Origin of the sequence: Vibrio splendidus, assembly GCF_001557875.1 — a bacterium.
GTDB lineage: Bacteria > Pseudomonadota > Gammaproteobacteria > Enterobacterales > Vibrionaceae > Vibrio > Vibrio splendidus_F.
This window is the reverse complement of the sequence record NZ_LNRF01000005.1, coordinates 263,919-287,660: the sequence shown is the minus strand read 5'-3', so window position 1 is coordinate 287,660 and position 23,742 is coordinate 263,919. Positions and strand designations below refer to the sequence as shown.

Sequence of the window (23,742 nt, the reverse complement as noted above, 5' to 3'; positions counted from 1 at the left end):
TCGCTCATCTTCTTTGAAAATGACAGATAACGAAGGCTTTGTTGCATAGTTCAGTGGAACTAAAACCAGAACCTACGATCTGATCAGTTACATCCACTATCTTTCGTAGCCTCATACCTTAACCTTCTACAAAACAACCAACTGGAAGCAATACAGCCAATCGCTCATAACCGTGATTCAGCTATCCGACAGCGCTCATGTTGAAATGAGTTTTTTCAATGCCACTGAGAGCGCTGCAAGGATTTATCGACTCGATATTTAGACTTGCCCATGTTCCATTAAGTTGTCCGCATTACACTTGGATCAGTCGTAGAGCAAAGCAAGTTGAGATCTCATTTAAGACTAAAACGAGAGGAGCGATACAGCACCTAGCCATTGATACGACTGGTCTTAAGGTTTATGGCGAAAGCGAAAGCGAAGGCGAAGGCGAAGGCGAAGGCGAATGGAAAGTCAAAAAACACGGGACGGGTGGCAAGCGTAGAGGTTGGCGAAAGCTTCATATTGCAGTCGATACAAGCACACATGAACTTATTGCCGCCAAGCTAAGTTTATCTACGGTTACAGATGGTGAAGTCCTCCCGAACTTACTGAAACAAACACGCCGAAGCATCCTTGAGGTGTCTGGTGATGGCGCTTACGACACGAGAGCCTGTCACGCTGCTATTAAGACTAAGCGAGCCGTTGCGCTTATTCCCCCCAAGAGAAGGGGCAGCCTTCTGGGAGCGTGGTCATCCTCGAAATCTCGCAGTGGCCTGCCAGAAGCTATACGGGTCAAATAAATATTGGAAAGAGCGGTATGGTTACCACAAACGCTCACTCTCAGAAACAGCGATGTATCGATTGAAACAGTTGCTTGGTGGCCGTTTAAGTTTAAGAATTTACAATGCCAAGGTGAGTAAAACTTACGCAATGATGAAAGCATTGAATAAGCTTACTGGATTAGGTATGCCTGATACTTGCCGTGTTACCTTAGAAACATACGAAACGGGGCGACTCCGTTTTCAAACTGAATTGCGCAACAAAGTCCTGTGCGCATCAAATGACACTCTAATCGATCGAACTTCTATCCCTAAAGATATATCGAAGAAGCTCATTAAAGCCGAATCTATTGGTAGCTGCGTTAAGAGTCTCATCAAAAAGCACCGCGTAGGTTCAATACTAAATCCGAATCCTACGTTTAATCGTGATGAACTGTACCGCCTAGTTCACTTTCTAAACGAACAACATGTGCCTACGTCTTCTCCGGCTCCCAAAGTACATATCGCAGAATTGAGCAAAACTGAAAAGGTAGACTTGGTCCCAGCTCAAGAAATAATTGAAGAGGCCAACGCTCCACAAATAAGGCATGGTTTTAATTGTAAGAAGTGTCAAAGCCCGCAGACCGAGCCGAGGTATGGAAAGTATGGGTATTACGTCTACTGCCCACAATGTAAGGTGAATACTGCAATGCGTATTAGTTGCCATTCTTGCAATCTAATTCAGCTAAAGTCAGTAAGAAAAAGAACACGTACTCAATTGCATGCTCTTGTGGTGAAGGGACTCAAGTCGTATTTCCTTAATCTAATAATTCGGAATCCGAATTACAACGCAATTTAAAGCGATGCGGATTCAAATTCGGATTCCGAATTCCCCCAAAACTAAACAACTAACACAAATCACTTCTGGCCACTTTTCGGCATAACCTCAACAGGTGGTACTTGGTGCCAAATAATGTCACTTGTGCCTGTGTAGATTTTTGTCGTTTTAGCGTTCGCATGTGCCATTCGCTCGGTAGCACTCTGCCCTTGCTGTTCAATCATTCGAGCAGCTAGTCCTCGAATTTCATGATAGGTCGGCCTTAGCGATTTCTTTAGGTGACTATAAAGCCCTAATGAGTCTCGAACCTTACTGAACTCTTTACTTATATTATGGTGATGTACTTGGTAAAGATGGTCGGTCTCTTTTGAAATACCACGTTGCTGCTGTTTGGGTTTACGGTGAACGATATAAGGGCAAATCAATCTCGATGTTTTAGAAAGGTCGACAATGTCTTTAATCGTCTGAGTGACAGGAATGGCGACAGTGGAAGCATCGGACTTTTTCACCTTTTCTCGATGAACATAAAGCATTCCATACACTGCATGCCCATCCACATACTCCACCTCTTTGTCAGGGTTCCAAAGAATCCCACAAACGCCTTCCCGTGGTTTGTATATCCGATAACGAAGCCTATAGATCTCCCTCACAGCATGAGTCGTCTCAAGAGTTAGGCTCATTGCTACCTTAAGAAACAGTGGCGCTGCATCGTAGACCTTTTGGTAGTTTTCGATATCTAGGTCGTGGCGAGCTTTGGTGTAATCTTCTCTGGTCAATCGACGCTGTTTTTTATTAAGAACAAAATTACTCTCAATAGCGCTTTCATCGGCAAGGTAAGAAAACACCTTTTTGAGATTACTGATCTTATTGTTGAGCTGACGATTACTTAACTCTGAATAGTATTTAGAAAGGAACTCATTGATGTGCTGTAATTTGATCGATTTGGTTGGCAACCGCCCCATAAACTCATCAAGGCGGTAACAGTCCCTCTCCAAATTGCGATAAACGTCTTTGGAAAGCCGTTCTTCTTTCTTCACACGAGACAACACTAATGGAAGCCAGTCTTTTAAAGGCCGATTGAATTTGTCCTTTCGACCTTTAGAGACAGCTTTGCGAAATGGGGTCATCTCTGAAAGGGAAAACGCGCTTCCTAGCTCAGGACGATATTGCAAGTTGTAAACATGCGCAGCTTGTATCGCTTCTTGCTCTACAGTCCCGATAGGAAATAGCTTCTTCACACCATCTACGGTCGTAAACCGAAATCGAGATTGACCCCTATGGCTCATTTTCACCAAGAATGGAGGGTAATGAGCCGTTTCTTTACTTCTAGCTCTACCAACCATTTATGACTCCAAGAATCTTAGAAGTTCACTGACCCTGTCTGCAGGGTTCCCTATCTCGTCGTCAACACAGACTAAATATCGGCCCGTTGGCGTTCTAGTGCCCTCAAGCTTGCCATGTTTAATCCAGTTTATGATGGTGGTATTGCATATCCCTGAATCAGGGTAAAACTCATCAATAAATTGTCTAGGTCTGATTTTACGCGTCGCCATGTCGTTCTCCTTACCTTTCTCACTACATGAAAATTAAGATTTTTCATCTACTGGTAGAAAAACTATGCACGATTTTTTCAGTGACATTCTATTTGCGCAGCAATTAACGAAAAGGATTCCCGAAGCGTAAAACGATTCAACGAATCGATTTTAAGCCCACTTTAGGGTGGACTAATACAGTAGTACCAAGTTGCTAATCTATTGATTTTATTTGACTATTTCATTGGCATTTTTAACCGTTTTTTAGGCCAATTAGAGCTTAACCACCAGCTCTAAACACATGAAATTCATATAAATCAATACTATACAGCTAAGATTACTACCAACATCGGGGTTTCACCGTTTTTGAGACCTCAAAAACGTCGTAAAGCCTCTTAACACCACAGACCTAAATAAACATCCCTACTCGCTCTACTTCTTTCAAAGCAAGACCAACATGAGTTGAACCTAGTGAATACCACGCAACATCATCAGCTTCTTGAGCGGTGATATCTCCTTAATTCATCCATTTACTAGCCGATTCACTTGCTCTCGAATCAGCTCTTTACTCAGCCTTTCATACAATTCAAAAGCTTCTGTTTTCGATATCAAGTTTCCGAGAGCATATTGATACGCTAACTCAATGTCGTCGCTTTGATTGGAATAATAACGATTGGCTGCTTCGGCACACTGGCTCAGGTTGGTGTACCAGCTGCCGTCTTGCTCAGCTACAAAGTAATACGCTGCACGTACTAACTTCTTGCCAATCACCTTAGCGACATCCCCACCAGCCATTGTTTGAAAAGACGGGCTCATTTGCTCAAGAAAAGTAGACAAGTCGCCATTAAGCGCTTGGGCGATTTCAATGCTTGGTTTGTAGAGTGAGAACTCATTAGATAAATCATTCCCCCAAACACAACAGCAGCAATGCTTGATCCAAAAGTGCCAGTGATACTTTTCTGTGGGTTGCAGAACATCGCGCAGGAAGCCAGGATCGATATCAAGCTTGCTCACTTGCGGATATGCTTTGGGAATGGTGTCAGAAAGGAGCTTAAATACTCCCTTCTCTTTTTGGCCAATAGGCGTAGTAAGTACAATAGAAACATCCAAATCAGAGCTACCAATAATGGCCGTTCCTCTCGGAACACTTCCGTATAGGTAGATACCATCAATTTGATTCGGAAGGTCACTTAACAACGAATCAATCACAGCATTCACGGCATCTTGGAATTCGGGAGCGATATTCTTAGGAGAGTATAGGTTTTCGATGAACCCGTCTTTGTCGAGACCACTAGTTTGATTCAGCATGCCACTTGCCATCACTATGCCTTTTCCCATTCAGAACGTAGAACCGCCAATACCACAGTATCCCACCACTTACCTTTGAAAAATCGGTGATTCTCAAAGCGCGCTTCTTCTTTCATTCCCAATGACTGACACAATTTGATGGCTGCCAAGTTCTTACTGATGGTTTCGGCGTAGATGCGCTGCACGCCTAGCTCTAAAAAGCCAAAATCAGCTAGGGCTTCAGCCGCTTCTATAGAAAGCCCTTTTCCCTGAGTTTCCCTTGAGAAAGCGCAGCCCATCGAAGCTTGTTTATCGCCTTCAAGACGTAAACAAACGGTTCCAATAAACTTCCCTGAATCTTTGCTTTCAACTGCAAGCTGATAGGATTGTCGAGGAACTTCCGAAGCCTGCTCAACAAACAACTGGGTTAGCTCTCGATATTTGTTAGGTTCACAATCATTTTCGTCATAGAAACGCTGATACTTTACGTCTTGAGATATAGCAACAAACGCAGACTCATCTTGAAGCATCATGTCTCGAAGAATCACTCTGCTGGTTTCGAGTTTGAACATCAAAATTCCTTTTTCACGTTAAAACAAAACGAGTTATCACTTACTCGTATACTTTCCCATTATGCTTTAACCAACCATGAGCATGATAATTGCGAGGATCTTTGTGCGTCCAGTGCATTACGCCACCTTTCTTGTTCCATTCATATTCACCATAAAATTCAACTCGATCGCCCTTTCCCAGCCCCTGAACACGAGGAGCTAAGTCAATATTATGTGCGACTAACAATGTTTGTCCGCTATCGAGTCGTAAAATGAACTTCTGATGCCGAGAACCTTTATTATCATCTGGCAGTACTCGATACACCGTACCCGATCCACGTACTTGAACATCACTTTGATGGTTTTCGTAAGCTTGCTTAAGTCGCGTATCATTCGCTTGAACATGACTGATGCAGAAGCTAAGCAGCACCAAAAGTAGAGCGCAAAATTGTTTCATTCCCTTCATTTCTTTCGTTTCCCATATCTGAGTGTTGATTTGGGATACTGGTTGGGCACCCCTTTTTTAACGATGCTTGTACTGAGTTGGACAATAACCTCTCGACACATCGGTATTACGCAACTTTGTATGTTTGGTCGCGCGCCCAGAAACACGAGCTCGCCACAGCTTAAAACTACCAAGCTTGAGATGACTACGCATAAAACGGATCACTTGCGATTCATTCAAACCAAATTGTTGTTCTATTGCTTCAAACGGCGTTCTGTCTTCCCACGCCATTTCGATAATTCTTGATTCATTCTCTTTGGATAACATTGAGCATACTCTTCCTTAATAAACTGGGAGAAATACGCTCGTTCTAAATTTAAAGATCACAGGACAAACACTTTGAATTGAACGCGTTATAACGTTCAATAAAACAACAGACTAGCAACGAGGCAATCATGGGGTTAAATAAGCTTGTACGAACTCTCTAAGCACTCTCGCATTATTGTGGTATTTGCTATCCCCGCACTTTATGCCATCGACTCTGATGTCCGGGTTAGAATAAGCAGGTATAACATCTCGCTCATAAGACATCACAGTTCCTCTGTCAGCACAAATTGCGCCGAAGGAATATTGAGGAGCTCTTGGATACGTTCCAGAAAGGTAACTTTCAATACTATCAAAGTCTTTCAATAACGTTTTGTTGTCATGATTCGCACCACTTAAATGGCCAATTTCATGCTCCATTAGGTGATCAGGGCAGTTTATCGCTAAAGAGAAAAAGTTGGATACTGAAGACGAGACGCCGCAATAATCAGACTCAAAACTAGAATTATAGTTAGAAAATACTATCCCTGTAAAAATGGGAACGCCGTCTTTTGTTGTTTCTGGGATCGGTTCTTCCATCGAGAGTTTTAATAACCTCTCTGCAGTGCTCAAATCTTGAAACCAAAGGCTGTCGATTTCCGGCGTGTAAGTCACCTTGGTAACTTTTCTCGTCATAGGGATGCAGGAGTTCTTCAATACCAAATTCGAATAGCTTTCCCATGTCGCTATTTTAGAGGCAACAAATGCTTTGGAATATTCAGCTAGTACAGATTCATCAACATAAAGGTGGACCTCTGTATTCAAAACCTCACTCTGCGCACAACTAGGAAACTCGACGCTTTGAGCATTGGAGAGTCGGCTATTGCTCAACACGATAATCAAAACATAGCCAACTAACTGGATGAGCCTTTTAAAGGAACCCTCTTTGACTAATGTATTCATCTCCATCCTCTCCCTATATTCAAAACCACCAAGAGCATTATAAATGCCGTAACTTAAGATTCATTACGGTCAACATTACACATATAAACGTTGGCCTCTCAAAGTATCCTGCTCTATCGATGTTTTTCTGAAAATAAAAAGCTCGCCAATTGATGACGAGCCTTGTTTATTCTTGAGCCTAACGTATTGCATGCCCTGTTTACTAAGAAATTTGGTTGCGTAATGCCAATTCGACATTTTTCAACACTTTGAACTCTTCTCGTGTGCAACCACGAGCCACGGAAACCCAATGGTCGCCAGTTTCATCGGCACCTTTAAACTCTGCACGAAGCTCGTATTTTCGCCATGTAACAAACGCCAAAATAAACGTCAGTGCAAGCATCGGTAAACCGAACTGAGGAACAAATGCCCAAGTCGCAGCCGAGAGCACTAAAGCCAACGAAACAATATTGATTACGTTTTCTTTAATACCCAGTTGACGAATTTCTAACTGCTTGATTTTACGTAAGCTATACACATCTTTCTTAACTCGAAATTCATTAGAACTCACCAGAAAGTCTGATGCTTTGTATGACCTACGAAGTCGCACTAAATTCGCTAACCTGTTGCGCGTGTAATTCTTTTTCATCACCTTTCTCCATGTTATCAAAGGTTAGTAAAAACTAATATAATCATGAAGTTAATGAACGAACGCTTATTTTATAAATCAAACCAATATTAAAATCAAGCTTATGCAATTAATAACACTTATAACAACACCGCTTAGACATACGAGATTTCAATAAATCGTTCATTAGGAACTCGACTTATCATAAATCGGTGTACTTTAGTTAAGCTGGATATAGACAAACAATGATTCCAACCACAGACCTAACATACTAAACGGCGAGTATGTTTCCCCCTGTTTTGTAAGCACTTATTTCAACGCGATTATTACAAAAAATTTCGTTCTCGATTAATGCTGAACTGTGGTCACATAACACTCTACTTATCATAACTAACGCAATCGCACTCCCACTTACCCATTGCATTTTTGAATATCAAAATCATTCAATTGAACACATCAATATAGCTTATCTATTAGGCAATTGATCTCATACTAAAGAGGCTGTACGCTTAAAAAATGCACACGGTTACCTAATATGGAGATAACGATGAACGAACTACTGACATGCGCAATGGAACAGAAACAACGGACAACGGTAACAAGTTTGTTTGCAAGGAATGGATTTAAGATCGCAGCTACTGACTTTGATGATGTGACTTTCGAACGAGAGAGTGTGTTGGTCAACGTTCGATTTGATGCCTCTTCTAACGTTGAATCTATTTCGATTCTAAACAACTAACGAGATCATAAAAGGTCGCTGAAATGACTAATTGGCCAAAATTTGAGTTATTTTAGCGCCTCTTGCGAGCATTCCTTCTACTTGATACCCACCTCATTCTCTTCCCAAAACCTCCGAGTAACAATTAAGCCAATAACTCGCAATTCCATGAGCTTGGCTTATATTTATTAGTACCTTTTGAATAACATTCGAAGTAATGCCTATGCGCCTAACTCGGTTAATTTATGTCAGTACGCTTTGTGAAAGTTGCGATTCGGAGGCTTTAAACGACATACTCCAAATTTCACACGACCGTAATAAGCAAAGCCATTTAACAGGTCTACTTAGCCATAACGATAAGTATTTTTTACAATGTATCGAAGGTTCAAGGAGCGCAGTTAATCATACCTATAATCATATTCTGAATGATAAGCGGCACAAAAAAGTAATGATCTTGTATTTCAAGGAAATAGATTGTCGGCAATTTGGAGACTGGTCTATGGGTGATATTCCTCAGTCGAACCTAACCGAACTGGTAAACTTACAGTTTTCAACATCCAACCAATTCAACCCATATGAGATGTCCGGTGAAAGTGCTTATCAAATGCTTCTAGAATTGAAGCAGAATTTACCTTCTGAGTAGATTAACGACCCTTTTATCAGAAAACACATATCAAAAAGCCCCAGCGCATGGGGCTTTTTCACATTATTTAAAAGATTGCTCTTTATTCATAGCCATGCTTCTGATCGCTTTCACTACGAAGAAAACCTTGCTCACTACCTGATAGTGTTTGCTGTTCCTGTTCGGCAGTAATATCCGACTCTTTAAACACGATAAACGCTCGGCGGTTTAACGCATCGGCTTTTTCAGAGCGTTCATTGATCGCAGGCTGCAACTTACCAAATGACTTCACTTCCCAGATGAACTGCTTAGGGTCGAGCTTGGTTTTAAGGTATTCAACCACGGTTTCTGCGCGGCGTTCAGCCAACTTCTCGTTGTAAGAGACCGAGCCAGCTTGGTCGGTGTGCCCTGCCACCATTATGCTGCCTTGCAGGCCGCTCAACTTCGTTGTGAAGTCATCTAACTGAGTTAGATCTTCTTGCTTAAGCACCGACTTATCAAAGTCAAAGTGTGGTGTTATCGCCATGTACACTTTACGCTCAGGTTTTGGTGGCTCACAGAAAGGCATCTCTTCATACTTCTGCGCTTCTTCAAACACGATAAATGCACGGCGGTTCTCTGCTCGATCTTTATCGGTTTTGCCCAACAACAAAGGTTGAGTTTCCCCAAGATGTTTCACTTCCCAATCATACTGCTTAGGATCTAAATGGGCTTGCAGATAATCAGCCACTGACTTAGCGCGTCGCTGTGAAAGACGCTCGTTATATTCCAGAGAGCCTTTGTAATCAGTGTGGCCGACAATTGTAATTCGCCCTTTGAGGCCTCTGATCTCTTTAACAAACGTATCTAAATTGATCTTGTCGAGGTCACGCAATTGGTATTTATCAAACGCAAAATGCTCTGCGATAGCGATATGCACCTCACGCTCTGGCGCCAAACACTCGCTGATTAAAAACTTAGACACGTCGATACCCGCAAACTTGTCTCGGTTCTCTTGACTCACATACGTGTCGGTTGCACAGCCGGAAAGCAGCAAAGTACTCATCACTGCGCTTATTAGGAAAATAATTGTTTTCATATTACTCTTAGCTGTCACTTTGAATTCTCAACTCTCTGCTTTTAACCCTCTCGGGCAGGCTTAAATCTTACCGACTAAGTTAATGAACACACCGGATGCGTCGTAGTCATCATCATTGGTTAGATCGCTATCAAACGCAGAGAAGTTATAACCAATCCCCATTTTGAAGTTCTCGCCGATGTGCTTGTTCACCGAAACTAACGCACCGTGTTCTAGCTCGTCGTTGAGTGTGTCTGTTTTCCAATGATATTCACCCGTCACATCCCACTCTTTCATCACGCGGTAAGAAGCGCTCAGTCCGTATAAATCGATGTCGCTTTTAACGATCTCATTCGCGCCAGAAGCACGCTCAAAAGCTTGCTCTTTGTCTTTATGCGCATATTTAGTGCCAACATCCCAATGCTGGTCAATTGAGTAGATCGCTTCAATTTCAATGATCTGGCTAGTTTCGTCTTGATAATCCACATCACGATCCAGTTGATCGAAGTCCGCAATGTAGGTGTAACGGCTAAGTAGGTTTAATCGGTCGTTATAGATCGGACGATACGCAAGTCCACCTGTGGCTTCGGTGAATTGCGCCATGGTTTCGCCAGTGGTTTCACTCTCTGTAATTGAATAGTTGTACTTGCCAAACAGCGTGTACTCTTCTGTTAAGTGGTGCGTGTAACGGTTGGTGGTTACGATTTGTTGCAGCTCACGTTGTGCTATCTCTGGGTCGTCCTCACTCTTATCCACTCGATATTCGAATTTGTGGCTTAAGGTGATGTCGTCTAGGTCAATTGATGCATTGAAGCTGATGGACTCACGCTCTGTGGTTATGTTCTCGTCATCTTCAATTTCACCAAGTTGATAACCGATGCCCATCTCGACATCTTCCGTCACGTCGTAACCAAAACCATACGAATCGATACGACCGTGACCATCGTTTTCATCAACGAATTGGTTCTCTTGGTAGAAATCGACACTGCTGGTGAGATCTGCACGCTGGCCAACAATCACGTTGTTTTGACCTTCGTAGTTATCATCTACATAAGTTACGTAGGTTGAGTGGTCATCGGATACATCGTAAGTCACCGTCGCTTCTGCTACTTGGCCTCGGTCGCCATCGGTGTATTCGCCGCCAAGTGACAAGTCTTCCAACACTTGGAATTCAGCACCAATCGACGCGCTGTCGTTTTCGTCATAGTCATCCGACTGATCCACGGTCTTTTGCCCTTTAACGTAAACGCTATTCTCGCTGTCCCACATGTATTCCAAACGAACACCCGCTAACGTAGCATCGCTGTGCTCGTCGTTTTGGTTAAGCTCTTCAGTTTGTTGCCCTGCCGCTGAAACCTTGATGTGCTGAGTGATTTTGACTTGAGTTTCGATCTCAATCGTTTCGGTATCTGTTTCAAGATTGCCGTCGACATCTCGCTCTTCGTTGGTCGAAAAGCGAGACAGCACAGCCAAACGGTCAGTGGCTTGTAGACGAAGCTCTGCACCGTAAGCTTCTTGTTCTAAATCATCGCTGCTGCTCGCGTAGCTGTACCCTGCGTCTTTGTCTCGATACCAAAGTTTCAGGTCATTGCCAACGGCACCAAAGATGGTTGGGGCAAGGTCATAAAGGCTGGTGACTGCTGTGATTTGGACACTGTCACCCTCGCGGTCTTCCAATGTGTCGCCAATGGGCGTAAAGGTTAAACCACCATCGGTAGAGACGAAATTCGACTCGGTTTGCTTACCTTCACTATGCGCAAACTCAGCCTTAATGTAGGTCCCCTCAGTAGCACGTAGCGTTAAGTCGGTACCGTAAGACTCGTAATCTTGATTATCTTTCTCTTGGGTCGCGTACGTCACGCCAACGCCAATATAATCGTTGAACCAGCCTTTGGCACGACCACCGTAAGACATCGCATCTAATGAGTCTGAACCTTGAGGAACATACTCATAATCGACAACCAGGAAGTTTTCGTAATCGTCGCCGTTTTCAATGACGCTGCCGAAACTGTCAGACAAGATATTGTCGAGTGGCTTGGTCAGAATGATTCGACCTTGGTACGGGTCGAAGTCATAGTCGACACCCGGCTCAAGTGGGATTTCATTTTGCACTAGGCCTGATTCATCTTTTACTTTTACATAAACCTTGTCGCTTCCTGGTACCGCTTCACCATGACGAAGGAAGTACAGAGAACCGCCTGTGCCCAAGAACTCATCGTGTGCATACAACGAATCTGCTTCTGCGGTAAAACCGACCACGTTCAGACGATCTTCACCGTATTGTGTAGTATCGCGAGTACGATAATCAGCTTTGAAACCATAGAGGCTACGGTTGTAATCGTTGTTCTCGGTGCCTGTTAAACCCGTGTTGTAGTTACCCCACAAGTATTGAGACTTATCGTACTCCACATTGAGGTAAACCTTGCCCTTGGTGTTGACCACTTTTTCGATGTTTGAGCTGTCACCATAGTTACCGTAATACAGCTCATCGTCGTCTTCGAGGATATCGAACACATCCGAATCGTCCGAGGCGAACGGGTGTTTGAACATATCCTTTATCTCACTTTCTCGAGTATCGAAGTGAGTCGTTACACGAAGTTTGTCGCCAAACTTACCCTGACTAAAGTACGCTAAACGACCTTGGTTATAGATGTCATCTTGGTACTGGTCATCGACACTTAATGCATCGCTATTACCAGACACATTGTTCTTACCAACATAAAGATCAGCCAAGCCGGTTTGTGCGTAGTACGTATCTGGAATACGAACGTAAAGCTTGTAACGACGTTCATCACCGTTATCAAACACAACCTTGGTTGGGAAAATGTAGGAGTCTGTTGGTAAGTATTGTTCTGCGTATAAGTTGCCGTCTTCGACATCAAATTCGTCTTCACCGATGATGACTTTATCAACGCCTTTCAAGCCAGTGCCGATGAACTTCGCTAAACCCGCATTGGTTGGAATGTTGTGACGCATCAGCTTTGCTTTTCCATAGCTTTTACCTTTGCTCTCTTCATCGTCATTATCGTTTCGGTCGATATCAACTTCAGAGTCAGGTTTCACTAGATCAGTAACACCAACGGTGGTCACATCCATGTTGCCATCTTTGTCCCACGCTTTTAGACGGAACATCAGCTGCTCACCGACATTAAATTGGTAGTCGACATCGGTTTGACCATCCCAATTGATGTCAGAGTCGTTTGCCAATTTATCACCACCAAGTACCGTGATAGGCTCAGATAAACCAAAATCACCCACGCGGTACACTTCCAACTGGTACTTTTTGATGTAGTAACCATAGTTGGTGGTGATGGTGAAACCAACGCTGTCACGCAGTGTGCCCTGATCGACTTCCAACTCATCGCTGACACTGACATCCAGCACCGGGTCAAAGCGAGTGATGTCGCGGCTTGCCCAAATAGCACCTTGTTCTAAGTAAATACGCGAGCTGTCTTGGTCTTGGTTCGGCTTGGTAATTTCAATGCCCGTTGTCTCAGAACCAAGCTTTTCAAGCTTGCCCGTGTCTTTCGCTACCGCCATCACTGGAATGGCAGTCAACACACACGTCGCTAAACGAGACTTACTAAATACTTTCATACAATTTCCAGATACGGTTCCAATGGCTTACTGCTGTTCACTTTGTTGGTCTTTGCGATGCACGCTAAAGTTGAACTTAGTGAGCTTGTTCGGGGTAATTCGCAACACTTTCGGGTTTTCGCTCACCACTTCCATGGAGGTGGATAGCGAATCAGTGTCCAACTTCACTAGGAAGTTCTTACCTTTCTTATTGAGTACCCATTGGTCGGGCACGTGGTAACGACCGTACTGGTCTGTGTAAATAACGATTCCCTCAACCGTCATCAACTTAACGCCCGGAATACCATCTTCGTAAATACCTTTGTTCTCGATAACGATTTCCCACAGGTAATTCTCTCCATCGCGATACAGGTTTCTGGTTACGTTGAGGTTTTCCGCGCTCAGTCCCTTTTTCTTGTCCGATTCATGCTTAAATTGAATCTGACCTTGTGCATCAAACTCGATACGGGAACCCGCATCGGTCGTGACATAAAAATCAAAGCGCTGCTGTGTGCGAGTTTTAAACTGAATAACCACTTTGCTGGTTTCTGGAAGCGTTCGGTTCACCGAATGGCCCCAAAGATCGCCAAGCTCCAAACCTTGCTCAAGTGCCGAGGTCGCTGCGCCAATTAGATCTTTATCTCTAACTGCAATCTCCTTACCATCTCGGAGAACGATTGTAGAGCTAGCAATGTAATCCTGAGTAGGCAAGCTGGCTGTTAGCTCAACATTAAATGCCGTTGCATCTGCTTGGAATCCATCTTTGTTGTGATCTTCGAAGACTTTGCCGATGATTGATGAGGTATCGAACACCTTGTCCGGTTCTACAGTCACTTTGGCGGTGTCTTCATTAGAAACGGCCAAACCATCAACCTTCGCGACTGCAGTGTTGATGTAATCACCAAAGGTTGCGCCTACTGATACGCGTAATAAGTAGCGGATACGCAGCTTTTCACCCGGATCAAAGTTCAGCGAAGTGAACATCAGCTTTCCAGTATCAGACGGCTGTTGAGAAAGAACCCGATCGTCTTGCGTCCCAAACTCACCATCAACACCGCTCAATACGATTTCTGATGTGTCTGCGATGTATTTCAGACCGCCTGGGTAACGGTCTTCCACGGTGACGTCCTTAAAGTAAGATTCGTTGTTATTTTCAACGATGATCTCGTACTCAACCGCATCGCCGACTTGCGCGGTATCTTGCAGCGCAGACTTGGTCAGCTCCAATTCCCCAGAGTTATCTGGGATCTTCTTGATGTGATTGGTCACGCTGTCGCTGGTTTCAGTACCGTCAGATTCAGTAGCCGTAAAAGTATTAGTGATGTCGTCATCCAAGCCTTTACCTAGAGTTCCAACTACTTCAAACGCGTAGGCATTTCGTTTGTTGGATTTCAGGTTAACTGTGGTGTCTAGATCTTTGTTAACTGGGAAAGTATGACGCTGGATAACTGCGCCCGAGTCATCAACTTCCACACCTTCAATTGTCCAATCCGTAAAGACTTTATTACCTGTGCTGTTTTGTAGCTCACTGATCCCATCAGTTAGCCGAACGTTCGCTGCGTTACCTAGACCATTGTTGGTCACGGCCAAGTAATAAGTGACACTGACGTCATCTTCGGTATATTCCGGCTTATCCGAACGCTTTTCGACAACAAGATCAGCACCCACTGGCGGTAGATCCAAAGCAGACACTTGATCGGCTATCACCTGCATTGACGTCTCAGATGCCAACATGTTTTTGGAGCGTGCACGCATCGTTGGGCTACCGGTTAAATCAAGGTAATAACCAAGCACATCGATGTTAGTCAGCATGTCTTCGTTGACCGTCAATGTGAACGTGTAGTCAATCTTTCCGCCAGGCGCGATGTCGACCAACGTGAAGATATCTTTATCGTTATCAAAAGTACCCGGTTGAGTTTCAGCTCCTTCTGATGATGCAGTTAGTGTCCAATCATCAAAGGCATGGCTGTGTGAACCATCGATATGGTCACCCATGGATTCAGAGAACTGAGTATAAAGCGCGACATCTTTGGCTATACCACGGCCAATGTTCTGCACCACTAAGTGATACTCAACTTGCTCACCCGGAACGTAATACGGGGCATCGGTAAACAGCTCGGCTTGAACCACAGCCGCCACAGTGTGAACTGGAGGACTAATAACATCACCGCCGTCTACTTGCGCGGTATTAACAATGTGTCCAGTCGCGGTATCGACTACGGTGCCTTTTGAGCGGAACACAACTGTGCCGTGCGGTGCGATATCTACGTTGTATTCCGTCGGGCTAACTTGCTCGGTGGTAGTGCCTATTGTGGTTGAATCGACCACCAAAGAGGTGGAACCAGCCACAAAAGCAGGCCCCGTCGAACCGTCGTAATACGACACCTCAATAGATTCCATGTCATCAACAACACTTAAGTCATTGATGTAGTTGTTCGAGGTGTTTTCTACGGTGATCAGGAACTCTAGCTCACCACCCGGCTCATACTCGGTTTGGACATTGGTTTTGGTCGCAACAAACTCAGAGTCTTTCGGCGTCATGACTACCGTCGAGTCTTGTGGCGTACCGTTGTAAGTGATGGTTGCCGTATTGCTGATATAACCAATCGCTGTCGTGCGAATTAACGCCTTAACATGGAAAGTCACAGTGCTCTGTGGCGCAACATCCATACTCACATCGATGTCTTCACTCAAGTCGAACGTCTTTGGAGTGACAACAGATCGATCATCCGAGGCATCAAAGCTCACTTCCCATAATAGAAATGCCGACTCTTGTTTATCCGCGGTAGTGTCGACTTGAATGTCACTGATGATGTCTTGAAGTTGAACACCAGATGCAAACGCATCAGAGCTGTTGGTTACGGTGATGTCGTAGTTAATCAGGTTGGTTACTTCATACGATGGCGTATCAACCGTCTTCTTTACCGAAACCGTCGCCAACACTGGTGTGCTGGTAGCACTGTCATCAAATGTTGTACCGTCAAAGGTCGCTGACGCGATGTTAGTAATATCGCCTGTCGCCAACGGATTAGTCGTCACTAGAATCGTGAAAACAATGCTGTCTTGAGGCGCAATATCGAGTGTCTCATTAAGGTCTTCACCACTGGTTGCATCCGGTACTGGGGTTTCACCGGTTGTCGATACCGCAGATATTTGGATTGAAGCAGGGTCAAAAGCTTGCTCAGTGGCGCCGCCTGCAATCGTGGTTTCAACCAACTTCAGCGCATCTTGAATAGCAACATCTTCAGCCCAACCTAAGCCGTTATTCTTAACGGTTACCGTATACTGAAGCGCCTCTCCCGGAAGATACTCTGCTTTATCAACCTCTTTAATGATCTCAACTTGCGCGTCTTCAGGAAGGTAAGTCGCGTCAGCAGAGTGCTCACCATCGTCACCCTCAACTTTAACGACGTTAGTGATCTCGCCTTTGGCCTTATCATTAACAGTGTTGGTCACGACAAATGAATAACTGTCACCCGGGTGAATGCTGTAAGTCGCACCATAACCTTGCGGGGTACTAATCACATCTTTGCGTGCGTTCAGTGTTGGATCGCCACTACCATCAAGCTGTTCGTTACTAATGACCCAGTTGCCTGTCAACGCTTGTTCTTGATCTGGGCTGTTAGCCACCTCTGTCATGATGGTGTCGATACGATCGGTTAGGACTTGATCGACAAGGTAACCTTCACCCGTGTTAGCCACGGTGATCTTGTATGATATTGGTTGACCCGGTTGATACTTAGCATCAGGTTCTGCAATTGGCGTCGTTTCTTTGGTTAACACCAATTGACCCGGTTTCGGAGTGATATAACCTTCTCTCAAGCGAGCAATCTTCGAATTATCTAATCCATGTCGCAGGTAAGCCGTATTGGTAAAGCGCCCAATCGCGTCATCACGAACCTTACCTTCTACGTGAATACGGACAATGGTGTACTTATCACCACCACCAGTGCCAGCATCATCTCGCCCTGCCATCTTTATCGACTCCAAAGGCAAGTCGATGTCTGGGCTGTTTTGACCTACTAGCTTGTCGAGCTCAGAGAAATCATTAGCGTTAGGATCTGATGGCGCGGAGTTATAAAGCACATCATAATCAACCGTCCACTCCGTGAGTGCGGGTTTCATTGAGCCATCGACAGTTTCGACTTCAAAGCTGCTGATGATGTCACGAATCGAAAACAGGCCAGTGTCCACATCGTTATTGGTTATATCGATGTAGTAATTAACCATTCCGCCCGGCACGTACTCAGGCGTATCTGTCCATTTATCTATCAGGATATTCGAGCGACCCGGATCAAGTATGATGTCGTTGGTGTTGCCGTTATTCACTTGTGCCGTGTTGGTGATTGTACCTGTCGCTGATGCCGAGACCGTACCTCTCACATCAAAAACGATACGCTCACCAGGGCGAAGGTCGACAGTTGCATCCAATGGTACGCTGCCGCTGTAACTACCTTGCACGTCATAGGTACCAGCAGGTTCAACCGCAATAGCCGTTGCCCAGTCAGAGAACGCATGATCACCATCTTCGGTTTTAATTGCGTGAATAGCGTCAATAACAGGTACATCACCGGCGATACTGTCTCCGATATTCTCTAACGTAACTTGATACTCAACATCACCTCGTGGTGCATAAGTACAACCGCTACCATCGTTTGAAGGAACAGAACACCCTGCCGATTCACCATCGGTATACACCAAGGTTTTGAAGTAATCGAGCTCGGCATCTTTAGGAGGAATCTCTTGCGACGTCGCTGAGTCACTTCCTGCTGTCACTCGGTTGGCATCAATCGTGCCTAAAGCATCGTCGCGAACAATACCCGTTAAGTTAAACGTCAGCACTTCTCTCGCGGCAATATCGGTTTCAATATCAAGGTTGCCACTTGTGTTGTAGCTTGGTACATAGGTATCAATATTGGCATCAATACCATTACTAATTTCATGAGATATATCACTGGAAACAAAAGCTGGCATTCTCTTATTATTACCAATAACCTCGACTTCAATATCCGTTATTGTGTCTTTGATCTGAACATCGTTCGCCCAACCGTTTTCTTGGTTAGTCACAACAAATTCATACTCAACCTCATCGCCCGGCAGATAGGTATCACCATCGGTAAACAGGTTACCGTTGATCGACACCACACGTTTTTCAACACTGGTATTATTTTCAAGCGGCATTAAAGTCGCAGTGCGAACACTACCGTCATAGCTCGCTTTGTTTTTAATATCACCCAATGCATCTTCACGGATCAAAGCATGAATAGTGAACGTTAAGCTTTCTTGAGCTGCGATAACAATTTCGTTATCTATATCGATGTTATTGCCCGATACAAAGTCAATCGCGTCGGTAATAGAACCCGTCGCAGCTGTTTTATCTAAACTCACTTCCCAGCCAGCTAAAAATGGTTGGCCGACAGGATCACCACCAGAAGTGATGCTGTCTTCTGCAATACGAGTTTGAATCGCCGAAATAGCATCTTCAAGACGAGAACCATATTCAGTACCATCACCCGTATTCTTAATCTCAACGCGGTAGTAAACCTCACTCTCGTCAGAAGCTTGAGAATATTCAGTTTTTTGCGAAGAGAACCCTGCATCATAAAATGCTTTTTTAGAGAACGTGACTTCAGGATCCGCCATCGTTGATGGTGGTGATACCGCGATCAACTCATTACCATTGTCTTCATCGATGTAAGCTTTATTAGTAAAAGAGCCTACCGCTTTCGGACTAATTTTGGCTTTAATGACATAGCGTACAAACGCCGACGACATAGCTCGGCTAAAGTTGTTTGCCGAAATATCGAAGTGCGTATCAATAGGTCTATTGTCTTGAATTGAGCTGTCTACATCCGGGTTGGAAATCCCCGAGCTATCTGCAGAGATTTCAATCGTCCAACTATCAAATGCAGGGCCACGCGTTCCATCAAAGTACTGAGTGTTAATTTGGTCAATGTCATCACGCAAGCTCATGTCATCAACATGGGCGCTTGAGATGTTCTCAATTAGGATTTCATATTCAACGTAGCCCCCTGGCATGTAATTGGTTGCGCCAACCAGTTCGTTACCATTCGTGTCGTAGTACGCCAGAATGTTTTTCTCAAAATCGACTTTACGCGCTTCTTGCTGAATATCATGAGAAATGGTGTCACCATCGACCGTTAAAACGTTAACCACGTCTCCATTGGCTTTGTCATTAATGGTCGCTACAACTTGGTACTCAAGCTTAGCGCCCATCGGGATATCGGCTTCAACATCTAGGTTACTGTTGGTTGATGTGTAAACATTGCCAGCACCTGCGCCCGCATCCACATACTCAGAATCGGTTCCGGTTGCGATCGATGTAATGGTCCAATCTGAATACGCTGGTCCTGTATTACCGTCCACTAAGCTGACCGTAATATCTTCGAGGTTATCGACGATTGGAATATCGTGAGCGTTACCTTTACCATCATTCTCAATCACCAAGTGATAGGTCACGGTTTTAGCTGGCTCGTACACCACTTCATCGGTCGTTTTGTCAAAATCTAGATGGTAGTCATCGGGAATAACGACGGTATCTCGGTAATGAATATCACCGACCGCATCCGGTCTTACTGTACCTGTTACTGTGTAAGTCACGTCTTCGCCAGCATCGATATCAATCGAGGTTACGATGTCAGTGTCGTTCGCAACATCACCGTCTTTGGTACCATCTGTTGTACCCGCATTCGCAGGGACACTCTTAGCAACTGCCACCGTAAACTTGTTTGAACCTACCGAATCATCAAAAAATGGATTGCCTGAACGGCCATCCTGTAGCTCTACTGATATCTCATTAATCAGTTCGTTAACGTCAACGTTGTTTCGATAACCGCGCCCGTCTTGAGAGTTGTACTTGATGGTATAAGTCAACTCATCACCCGGAGAATAACGGTTAATATTGGTTGTACGAACAACGCCACCGTTATTGTGTACCTGATGGTTTTCAGCCACAGCACGTTTCGCATACTCACAATCGTCAGTACAGCCGGCATTATCGTCATGAATCAGCACTGCTTCGTTGCGGATTATGCCGCCGTCTCTGTCAGCGACACCGTTAGATACTGCATTGTCTTTGACATGCGCCTTAATACGCACCGTGACAAAGTCTTTGGCCGGAATTGAAACTGGGAACTCCACATCTTCAGTCGTTTGAGGGCCAAAACCAGAGCCAGTATCAACAGACCAATAGTCAAACGGGTTTTGATTAAGAACATCTTCTACTTCACCATCTTTATCATTAGCAAGCGTGGTGGTGATCTCACTCAATCGATCCATGAAGATAAGGTCAGTTTCGTCGGTATCACCGTTGTTACCAATTACGATGGTGTAAGTAAGGTCTTCACCCGGTGTGTAACGAACCGCATCGGTTGTTTTCGACAGAGACACATTGATGTCGTAAGCACTGTTCGAGTTGTCTATTTGTGCAGAAGAGCTGTGGTCACGGTCTGTAATAGGATCGTAAACATCAACACGGTTCGATACTTGTTCTTCTTCATAGTCAGACTTAACAATGCCGCTCACCTCATAGTGAACCCAGCCTCCGGGAGTAATATCAACGTCGGTATCGATATCAGTGTCGTTAGCAATGTCACCGTAACGAGAACCCGGTTTATCTGTATTGGTCGAACCTACAATTGTCCAGCTATTAAAGAAGTTAAGCGCTGAAATGCTATCTTGTACCGTTGCGTCATTTGCATAGCCAATGCCGCGGTTATAGATATAAATATCGAATGTAGCGCGCTCACCTACAACAAAGTCGGTATTTTGAGCGGTCTTAGCGACTACAAGATTCGGTTCGCTAGGATAGGTACGTACCGTATCCGATAGATTAGTATCGGGTCCCGTCACTGTTGCGGTATTGGTGAATTCTCCCCAAAGAATCTCACTGTCGACACTGCGATCGAGCGTCCCAACAATGGTATAGGTAATCGTCGCACCTGGTGGGATCTGAGCTATTGCATCCAGGTTGTCATTATCTTTGAAAAGGCCAGGGTTAGTGAAGGCTTTCACTAAAGGAGATGTCGCTTCCCTTTCAGCACTGATCGTCCACGAAGAGAACACAGGCTTGCTTTCTCCCGGCTCATGAAGTAACTCAGCTTTTATAGCTTTAATTTCATCTTTAACATTGATATTCGATGCGAAACCATTCCCTTCTGGGTTGGTAATACGGATCGTATAGGTAATGGTCTTTGTTGTATCTGTGTATGCGTTTTGTTCGTTATTACCATCAACACGTTTATCTAAAACAAGGTAATAGTCTCTCGGGTATGAGCCTCTATCGGAATAAAGTACACTATCGACCGTCACTTCATTACGAATCTCATCATCAGCAATTGGGTTTACGATCGCGGCAATGCTATAAACGATCTTGTCGTGTGGAGCTAGCTTGGCCTTCACATCTAAGATCTTTTGATTCTTCTGATTACCTTCTATGTCATCAGTAAAGCCGGGCTCGCTGTTTGTCGAGATAGAGCCATCAGAAGCATAAGATTTCGCGGTTATCACCCAGCTAAAGTACGCTTTGGTTTGCGTTCCATTGATTGAGGTGGTCATGACAGAGACTAAATCATCATAAACCGGTACATCAATCGCGTAGCCGTCACCGTTATTCTCTACCGTGATGTCGTAGTTCAGGGTACCGCCAGCTGAGTAGTAACGAGAATCCACTTCCTTTTGGACTTTTAATTTCGAGTTTGGCATTTGAACGCCAGAGCCCGACTCGCCTAAGTTATCCCCTAAGCACAAGCCCGCATCGGTACCATCATCAACAATTTGACCTACACTTGTATCAGCCACTTTTGCGGTCAACTTATAATGAACAAAGCCCTCTGGCGCGAGGTCGACTTTTAAATCGATGTCGTTTTTAGTCCAAGCCCCATAGTTAAATGAACCGTAATTAGAGCCATCACCACTTCTATCAGCGACTTCTAATTTCCATTCAGAAAACGCAGAAGCAGTGCTACCATCAGCTTGCTGTGTAACGATACAAGCAAATTTATCGACAACTTCAACATCGTTCGCGAAAAATTCAGCGTCCTTGTTTGAAATAACAATGTCATAGACCACTTCATTATCACCGACTATCCCCGGGACATACGTAGTATCTGTTGTGTTCTTATTACGGGTAATTTGGCTTGATGAAGAGTTCAATACTTGTTGTGTATCTAGAGGAGCCGTTAACACATCAGTAGAACCTGATGTGCCTTCTGCATTCACTACTCGTGCAATAACTTGAGGAATGACGCCAATTGATACTGGGCTTACATCAACCTCCACCGAATACAGGACTTGTTCGCCAGGATAAATAGAAACTGTGTCGTTCAACGACTTGTTGGATTCAATCCCAGTATCGTTCAGTTCAGAAATGCTGTTAGAACCAATAGTAATAACCTGATTGGTCCAAGACTCATATGGGTTGCCCATTGTATCGTCAGCATTCTTGTTATTGCTGATATCATTACCTAAGTCGGTTTCAAGGTCAGCGAGAAACTGCTGAACTGAGTAGTGATAAGCGATACCCGTATCTGCTTGGTTGCTTACCGTCACCGTGTAGGAAAACTTGTCATCAACCAAGTAGCTATCTGACTGGTTCAAGGTGTGTGTCAGAGCGATATTTGGCTGAGTTGGCGGCGTAGTCAGCTCGTCTCCCACGACCAATGCGTCGCGAGTTTCTGCCGTTATGTTGTCATTAACAATATCGCCGACTAAATTGTCGGCAACGGTCGTTTGAATTTCGTAGGTAACAGACCCGCCGATATCAATCGACGCATCACTTACTGATAAGTCCCCTGATTCGGCGAAGGTGCCTGGATCGCTTTTGCTTCCTTCAACCTTGGTGGCAGAGTTAACGTTGTCAGTAAAAGCTTGTTGCAAAGCCCCTTCAATATTGAGTGCCTTTATATCTGAAATGACATCTTGAACGTCGAGCGCCTGAATAAACGTATCGCCAGTGTTCGAAACCTTAATCTTATAGGTGAGCTTGTTATTGAGTTGATAGTTCGTCTTATCGACCGAAACAACAACATCATGTTGGTACACACCACGCTGAATAGATTTTGTATTTGATTCAACAGCATCCAACAGTCCAGTGCTCGCACTTGCGACGTTATCAATCGTACCGGCTGCGTCAGCAGAGATGGTAGCAACCATGGTGTAGGTCACTGACCCACCAGCCGCAATACGCACATCTGATGCATCTAAGTTTCCGAAGCGACTGTAATCACCTGGAGATGAAAGGAAGGAGGATTGCGCTTGAGTCGAGACTTGCGAGAACGCGCTGACATTATTTCCTTGCTCATCTGTCGTTAAGATATTTAACAGCTCGTCTTTAACGTCCAACTCAGCAATGGTTTTATCCGACTCATTCGTTAAAACGAGCGTATAAGCTACCTGTTGATCATTGTCGTAAGACGCGCTGTCAACAGACAGATCCATAACAAGACCCGTTGTATCCGCATAGGAGGCAAATGGAAACAGCAGAAT

Annotated in this window: 13 protein-coding genes and 2 pseudogenes; 4 read left to right on the top strand and 11 right to left on the bottom strand. The window is 44.4% G+C overall.

Annotated elements, in window-relative coordinates; all coding sequences use genetic code 11:
• Nucleotides 1-166 precede the first annotated feature (166 nt).
• A pseudogene (locus ATB74_RS14570) lies at nucleotides 167-957 on the top strand (IS5 family transposase); the annotation flags it as partial.
• A gap of 72 nt (nucleotides 958-1,029) precedes the next feature.
• Nucleotides 1,030-1,559, top strand: a pseudogene (locus ATB74_RS24420) (nuclease-related domain-containing protein); the annotation flags it as partial.
• A gap of 96 nt (nucleotides 1,560-1,655) precedes the next feature.
• Here the strand turns inward: ATB74_RS24420 and ATB74_RS14560 are convergent.
• The 8 genes from ATB74_RS14560 to ATB74_RS14525 all read right to left on the bottom strand — a co-directional run bounded on the left by ATB74_RS14560 (nucleotide 1,656) and on the right by ATB74_RS14525 (nucleotide 7,284).
• Nucleotides 1,656-2,918 (bottom strand): integrase, encoded by a 1,263-nt coding sequence (locus ATB74_RS14560; protein WP_050634626.1) that lies wholly within the window; start codon nucleotides 2,916-2,918, stop codon nucleotides 1,656-1,658.
• Nucleotides 2,919-3,128, bottom strand: coding sequence for a hypothetical protein (locus ATB74_RS14555; protein WP_010434910.1), 210 nt, complete (start codon nucleotides 3,126-3,128; stop codon nucleotides 2,919-2,921). It abuts the gene before it with no gap.
• 501 nt (nucleotides 3,129-3,629) lie between these two features.
• Nucleotides 3,630-4,415, bottom strand: a complete 786-nt coding sequence (locus ATB74_RS14550) for a nucleotidyltransferase domain-containing protein (RefSeq protein ID WP_060982953.1) — start codon at nucleotides 4,413-4,415, stop codon at nucleotides 3,630-3,632.
• A 14-nt stretch (nucleotides 4,416-4,429) separates the two neighbouring features.
• On the bottom strand, nucleotides 4,430-4,966 hold the full coding sequence (locus ATB74_RS14545) for a GNAT family N-acetyltransferase (RefSeq protein ID WP_061018998.1): 537 nt from the start codon (nucleotides 4,964-4,966) through the stop codon (nucleotides 4,430-4,432).
• A 40-nt stretch (nucleotides 4,967-5,006) separates the two neighbouring features.
• On the bottom strand, nucleotides 5,007-5,402 hold the full coding sequence (locus tag ATB74_RS14540; protein ID WP_061019007.1) for a DUF3465 domain-containing protein: 396 nt from the start codon (nucleotides 5,400-5,402) through the stop codon (nucleotides 5,007-5,009).
• 66 nt (nucleotides 5,403-5,468) lie between these two features.
• Nucleotides 5,469-5,717 (bottom strand): TIGR03643 family protein, encoded by a 249-nt coding sequence (locus ATB74_RS14535; protein WP_061018997.1) that lies wholly within the window; start codon nucleotides 5,715-5,717, stop codon nucleotides 5,469-5,471.
• Between the two features lie 126 nt (nucleotides 5,718-5,843).
• On the bottom strand, nucleotides 5,844-6,656 hold the full coding sequence (locus ATB74_RS14530) for a hypothetical protein (RefSeq protein WP_061019006.1): 813 nt from the start codon (nucleotides 6,654-6,656) through the stop codon (nucleotides 5,844-5,846).
• A 202-nt stretch (nucleotides 6,657-6,858) separates the two neighbouring features.
• Nucleotides 6,859-7,284 carry a hypothetical protein gene (locus ATB74_RS14525; RefSeq protein ID WP_061018996.1) on the bottom strand — a complete coding sequence of 142 codons (426 nt, stop codon included), beginning with the start codon at nucleotides 7,282-7,284 and terminating at the stop codon, nucleotides 6,859-6,861.
• A gap of 526 nt (nucleotides 7,285-7,810) precedes the next feature.
• Between ATB74_RS14525 and ATB74_RS14520 the strand changes: the two genes are divergently transcribed.
• Together ATB74_RS14520 and ATB74_RS14515 are read left to right on the top strand one after the other, a co-directional pair.
• Complete coding sequence (locus ATB74_RS14520; RefSeq protein WP_004734640.1) at nucleotides 7,811-8,002, top strand: hypothetical protein; 192 nt, start codon at nucleotides 7,811-7,813, stop codon at nucleotides 8,000-8,002.
• A gap of 202 nt (nucleotides 8,003-8,204) precedes the next feature.
• A complete protein-coding gene (locus tag ATB74_RS14515) occupies nucleotides 8,205-8,624 on the top strand; it encodes a BLUF domain-containing protein (RefSeq protein WP_060982777.1) in 420 nt (139 codons plus the stop codon).
• Nucleotides 8,625-8,706: 82 nt separating this feature from the next.
• Here the strand turns inward: ATB74_RS14515 and ATB74_RS14510 are convergent, their stop codons facing one another.
• From ATB74_RS14510 to ATB74_RS14500, 3 genes are read right to left on the bottom strand one after another with little or no spacing between them, the layout of a single operon-like run.
• On the bottom strand, nucleotides 8,707-9,681 hold the full coding sequence (locus ATB74_RS14510) for an OmpA family protein (protein WP_061018995.1): 975 nt from the start codon (nucleotides 9,679-9,681) through the stop codon (nucleotides 8,707-8,709).
• A gap of 60 nt (nucleotides 9,682-9,741) precedes the next feature.
• Nucleotides 9,742-13,257: a hypothetical protein gene (locus ATB74_RS14505; RefSeq protein WP_061018994.1), complete on the bottom strand. Its 3,516-nt coding sequence runs from the start codon at nucleotides 13,255-13,257 to the stop codon at nucleotides 9,742-9,744.
• Between the two features lie 27 nt (nucleotides 13,258-13,284).
• The gene (locus ATB74_RS14500; RefSeq protein WP_061019005.1) at nucleotides 13,285-23,694 is read right to left on the bottom strand and encodes a DUF11 domain-containing protein; all 10,410 of its coding nucleotides are present in this window, start codon (nucleotides 23,692-23,694) and stop codon (nucleotides 13,285-13,287) included.
• Between the last annotated feature and the right edge of the window lie 48 nt (nucleotides 23,695-23,742).

Excerpts from the sequence above, each read along its gene's own strand:
- ATB74_RS14560 (WP_050634626.1), bottom strand. The coding sequence starts at position 2,918 with ATGGTTGGTAGAGCTAGAAGTAAAGAAACGGCTCATTACCCTCCATTC.
- ATB74_RS14555 (WP_010434910.1), bottom strand. The coding sequence starts at position 3,128 with ATGGCGACGCGTAAAATCAGACCTAGACAATTTATTGATGAGTTTTAC.
- ATB74_RS14550 (WP_060982953.1), bottom strand. The coding sequence starts at position 4,415 with ATGCTGAATCAAACTAGTGGTCTCGACAAAGACGGGTTCATCGAAAAC.
- ATB74_RS14545 (WP_061018998.1), bottom strand. The coding sequence starts at position 4,966 with ATGTTCAAACTCGAAACCAGCAGAGTGATTCTTCGAGACATGATGCTT.
- ATB74_RS14540 (WP_061019007.1), bottom strand. The coding sequence starts at position 5,402 with ATGAAACAATTTTGCGCTCTACTTTTGGTGCTGCTTAGCTTCTGCATC.
- ATB74_RS14535 (WP_061018997.1), bottom strand. The coding sequence starts at position 5,717 with ATGTTATCCAAAGAGAATGAATCAAGAATTATCGAAATGGCGTGGGAA.
- ATB74_RS14530 (WP_061019006.1), bottom strand. The coding sequence starts at position 6,656 with ATGAATACATTAGTCAAAGAGGGTTCCTTTAAAAGGCTCATCCAGTTA.
- ATB74_RS14525 (WP_061018996.1), bottom strand. The coding sequence starts at position 7,284 with ATGAAAAAGAATTACACGCGCAACAGGTTAGCGAATTTAGTGCGACTT.
- ATB74_RS14520 (WP_004734640.1), top strand. The coding sequence starts at position 7,811 with ATGAACGAACTACTGACATGCGCAATGGAACAGAAACAACGGACAACG.
- ATB74_RS14515 (WP_060982777.1), top strand. The coding sequence starts at position 8,205 with ATGCGCCTAACTCGGTTAATTTATGTCAGTACGCTTTGTGAAAGTTGC.
- ATB74_RS14510 (WP_061018995.1), bottom strand. The coding sequence starts at position 9,681 with ATGAAAACAATTATTTTCCTAATAAGCGCAGTGATGAGTACTTTGCTG.
- ATB74_RS14505 (WP_061018994.1), bottom strand. The coding sequence starts at position 13,257 with ATGAAAGTATTTAGTAAGTCTCGTTTAGCGACGTGTGTGTTGACTGCC.
- ATB74_RS14500 (WP_061019005.1), bottom strand. The coding sequence starts at position 23,694 with ATGGATCTGTCTGTTGACAGCGCGTCTTACGACAATGATCAACAGGTA.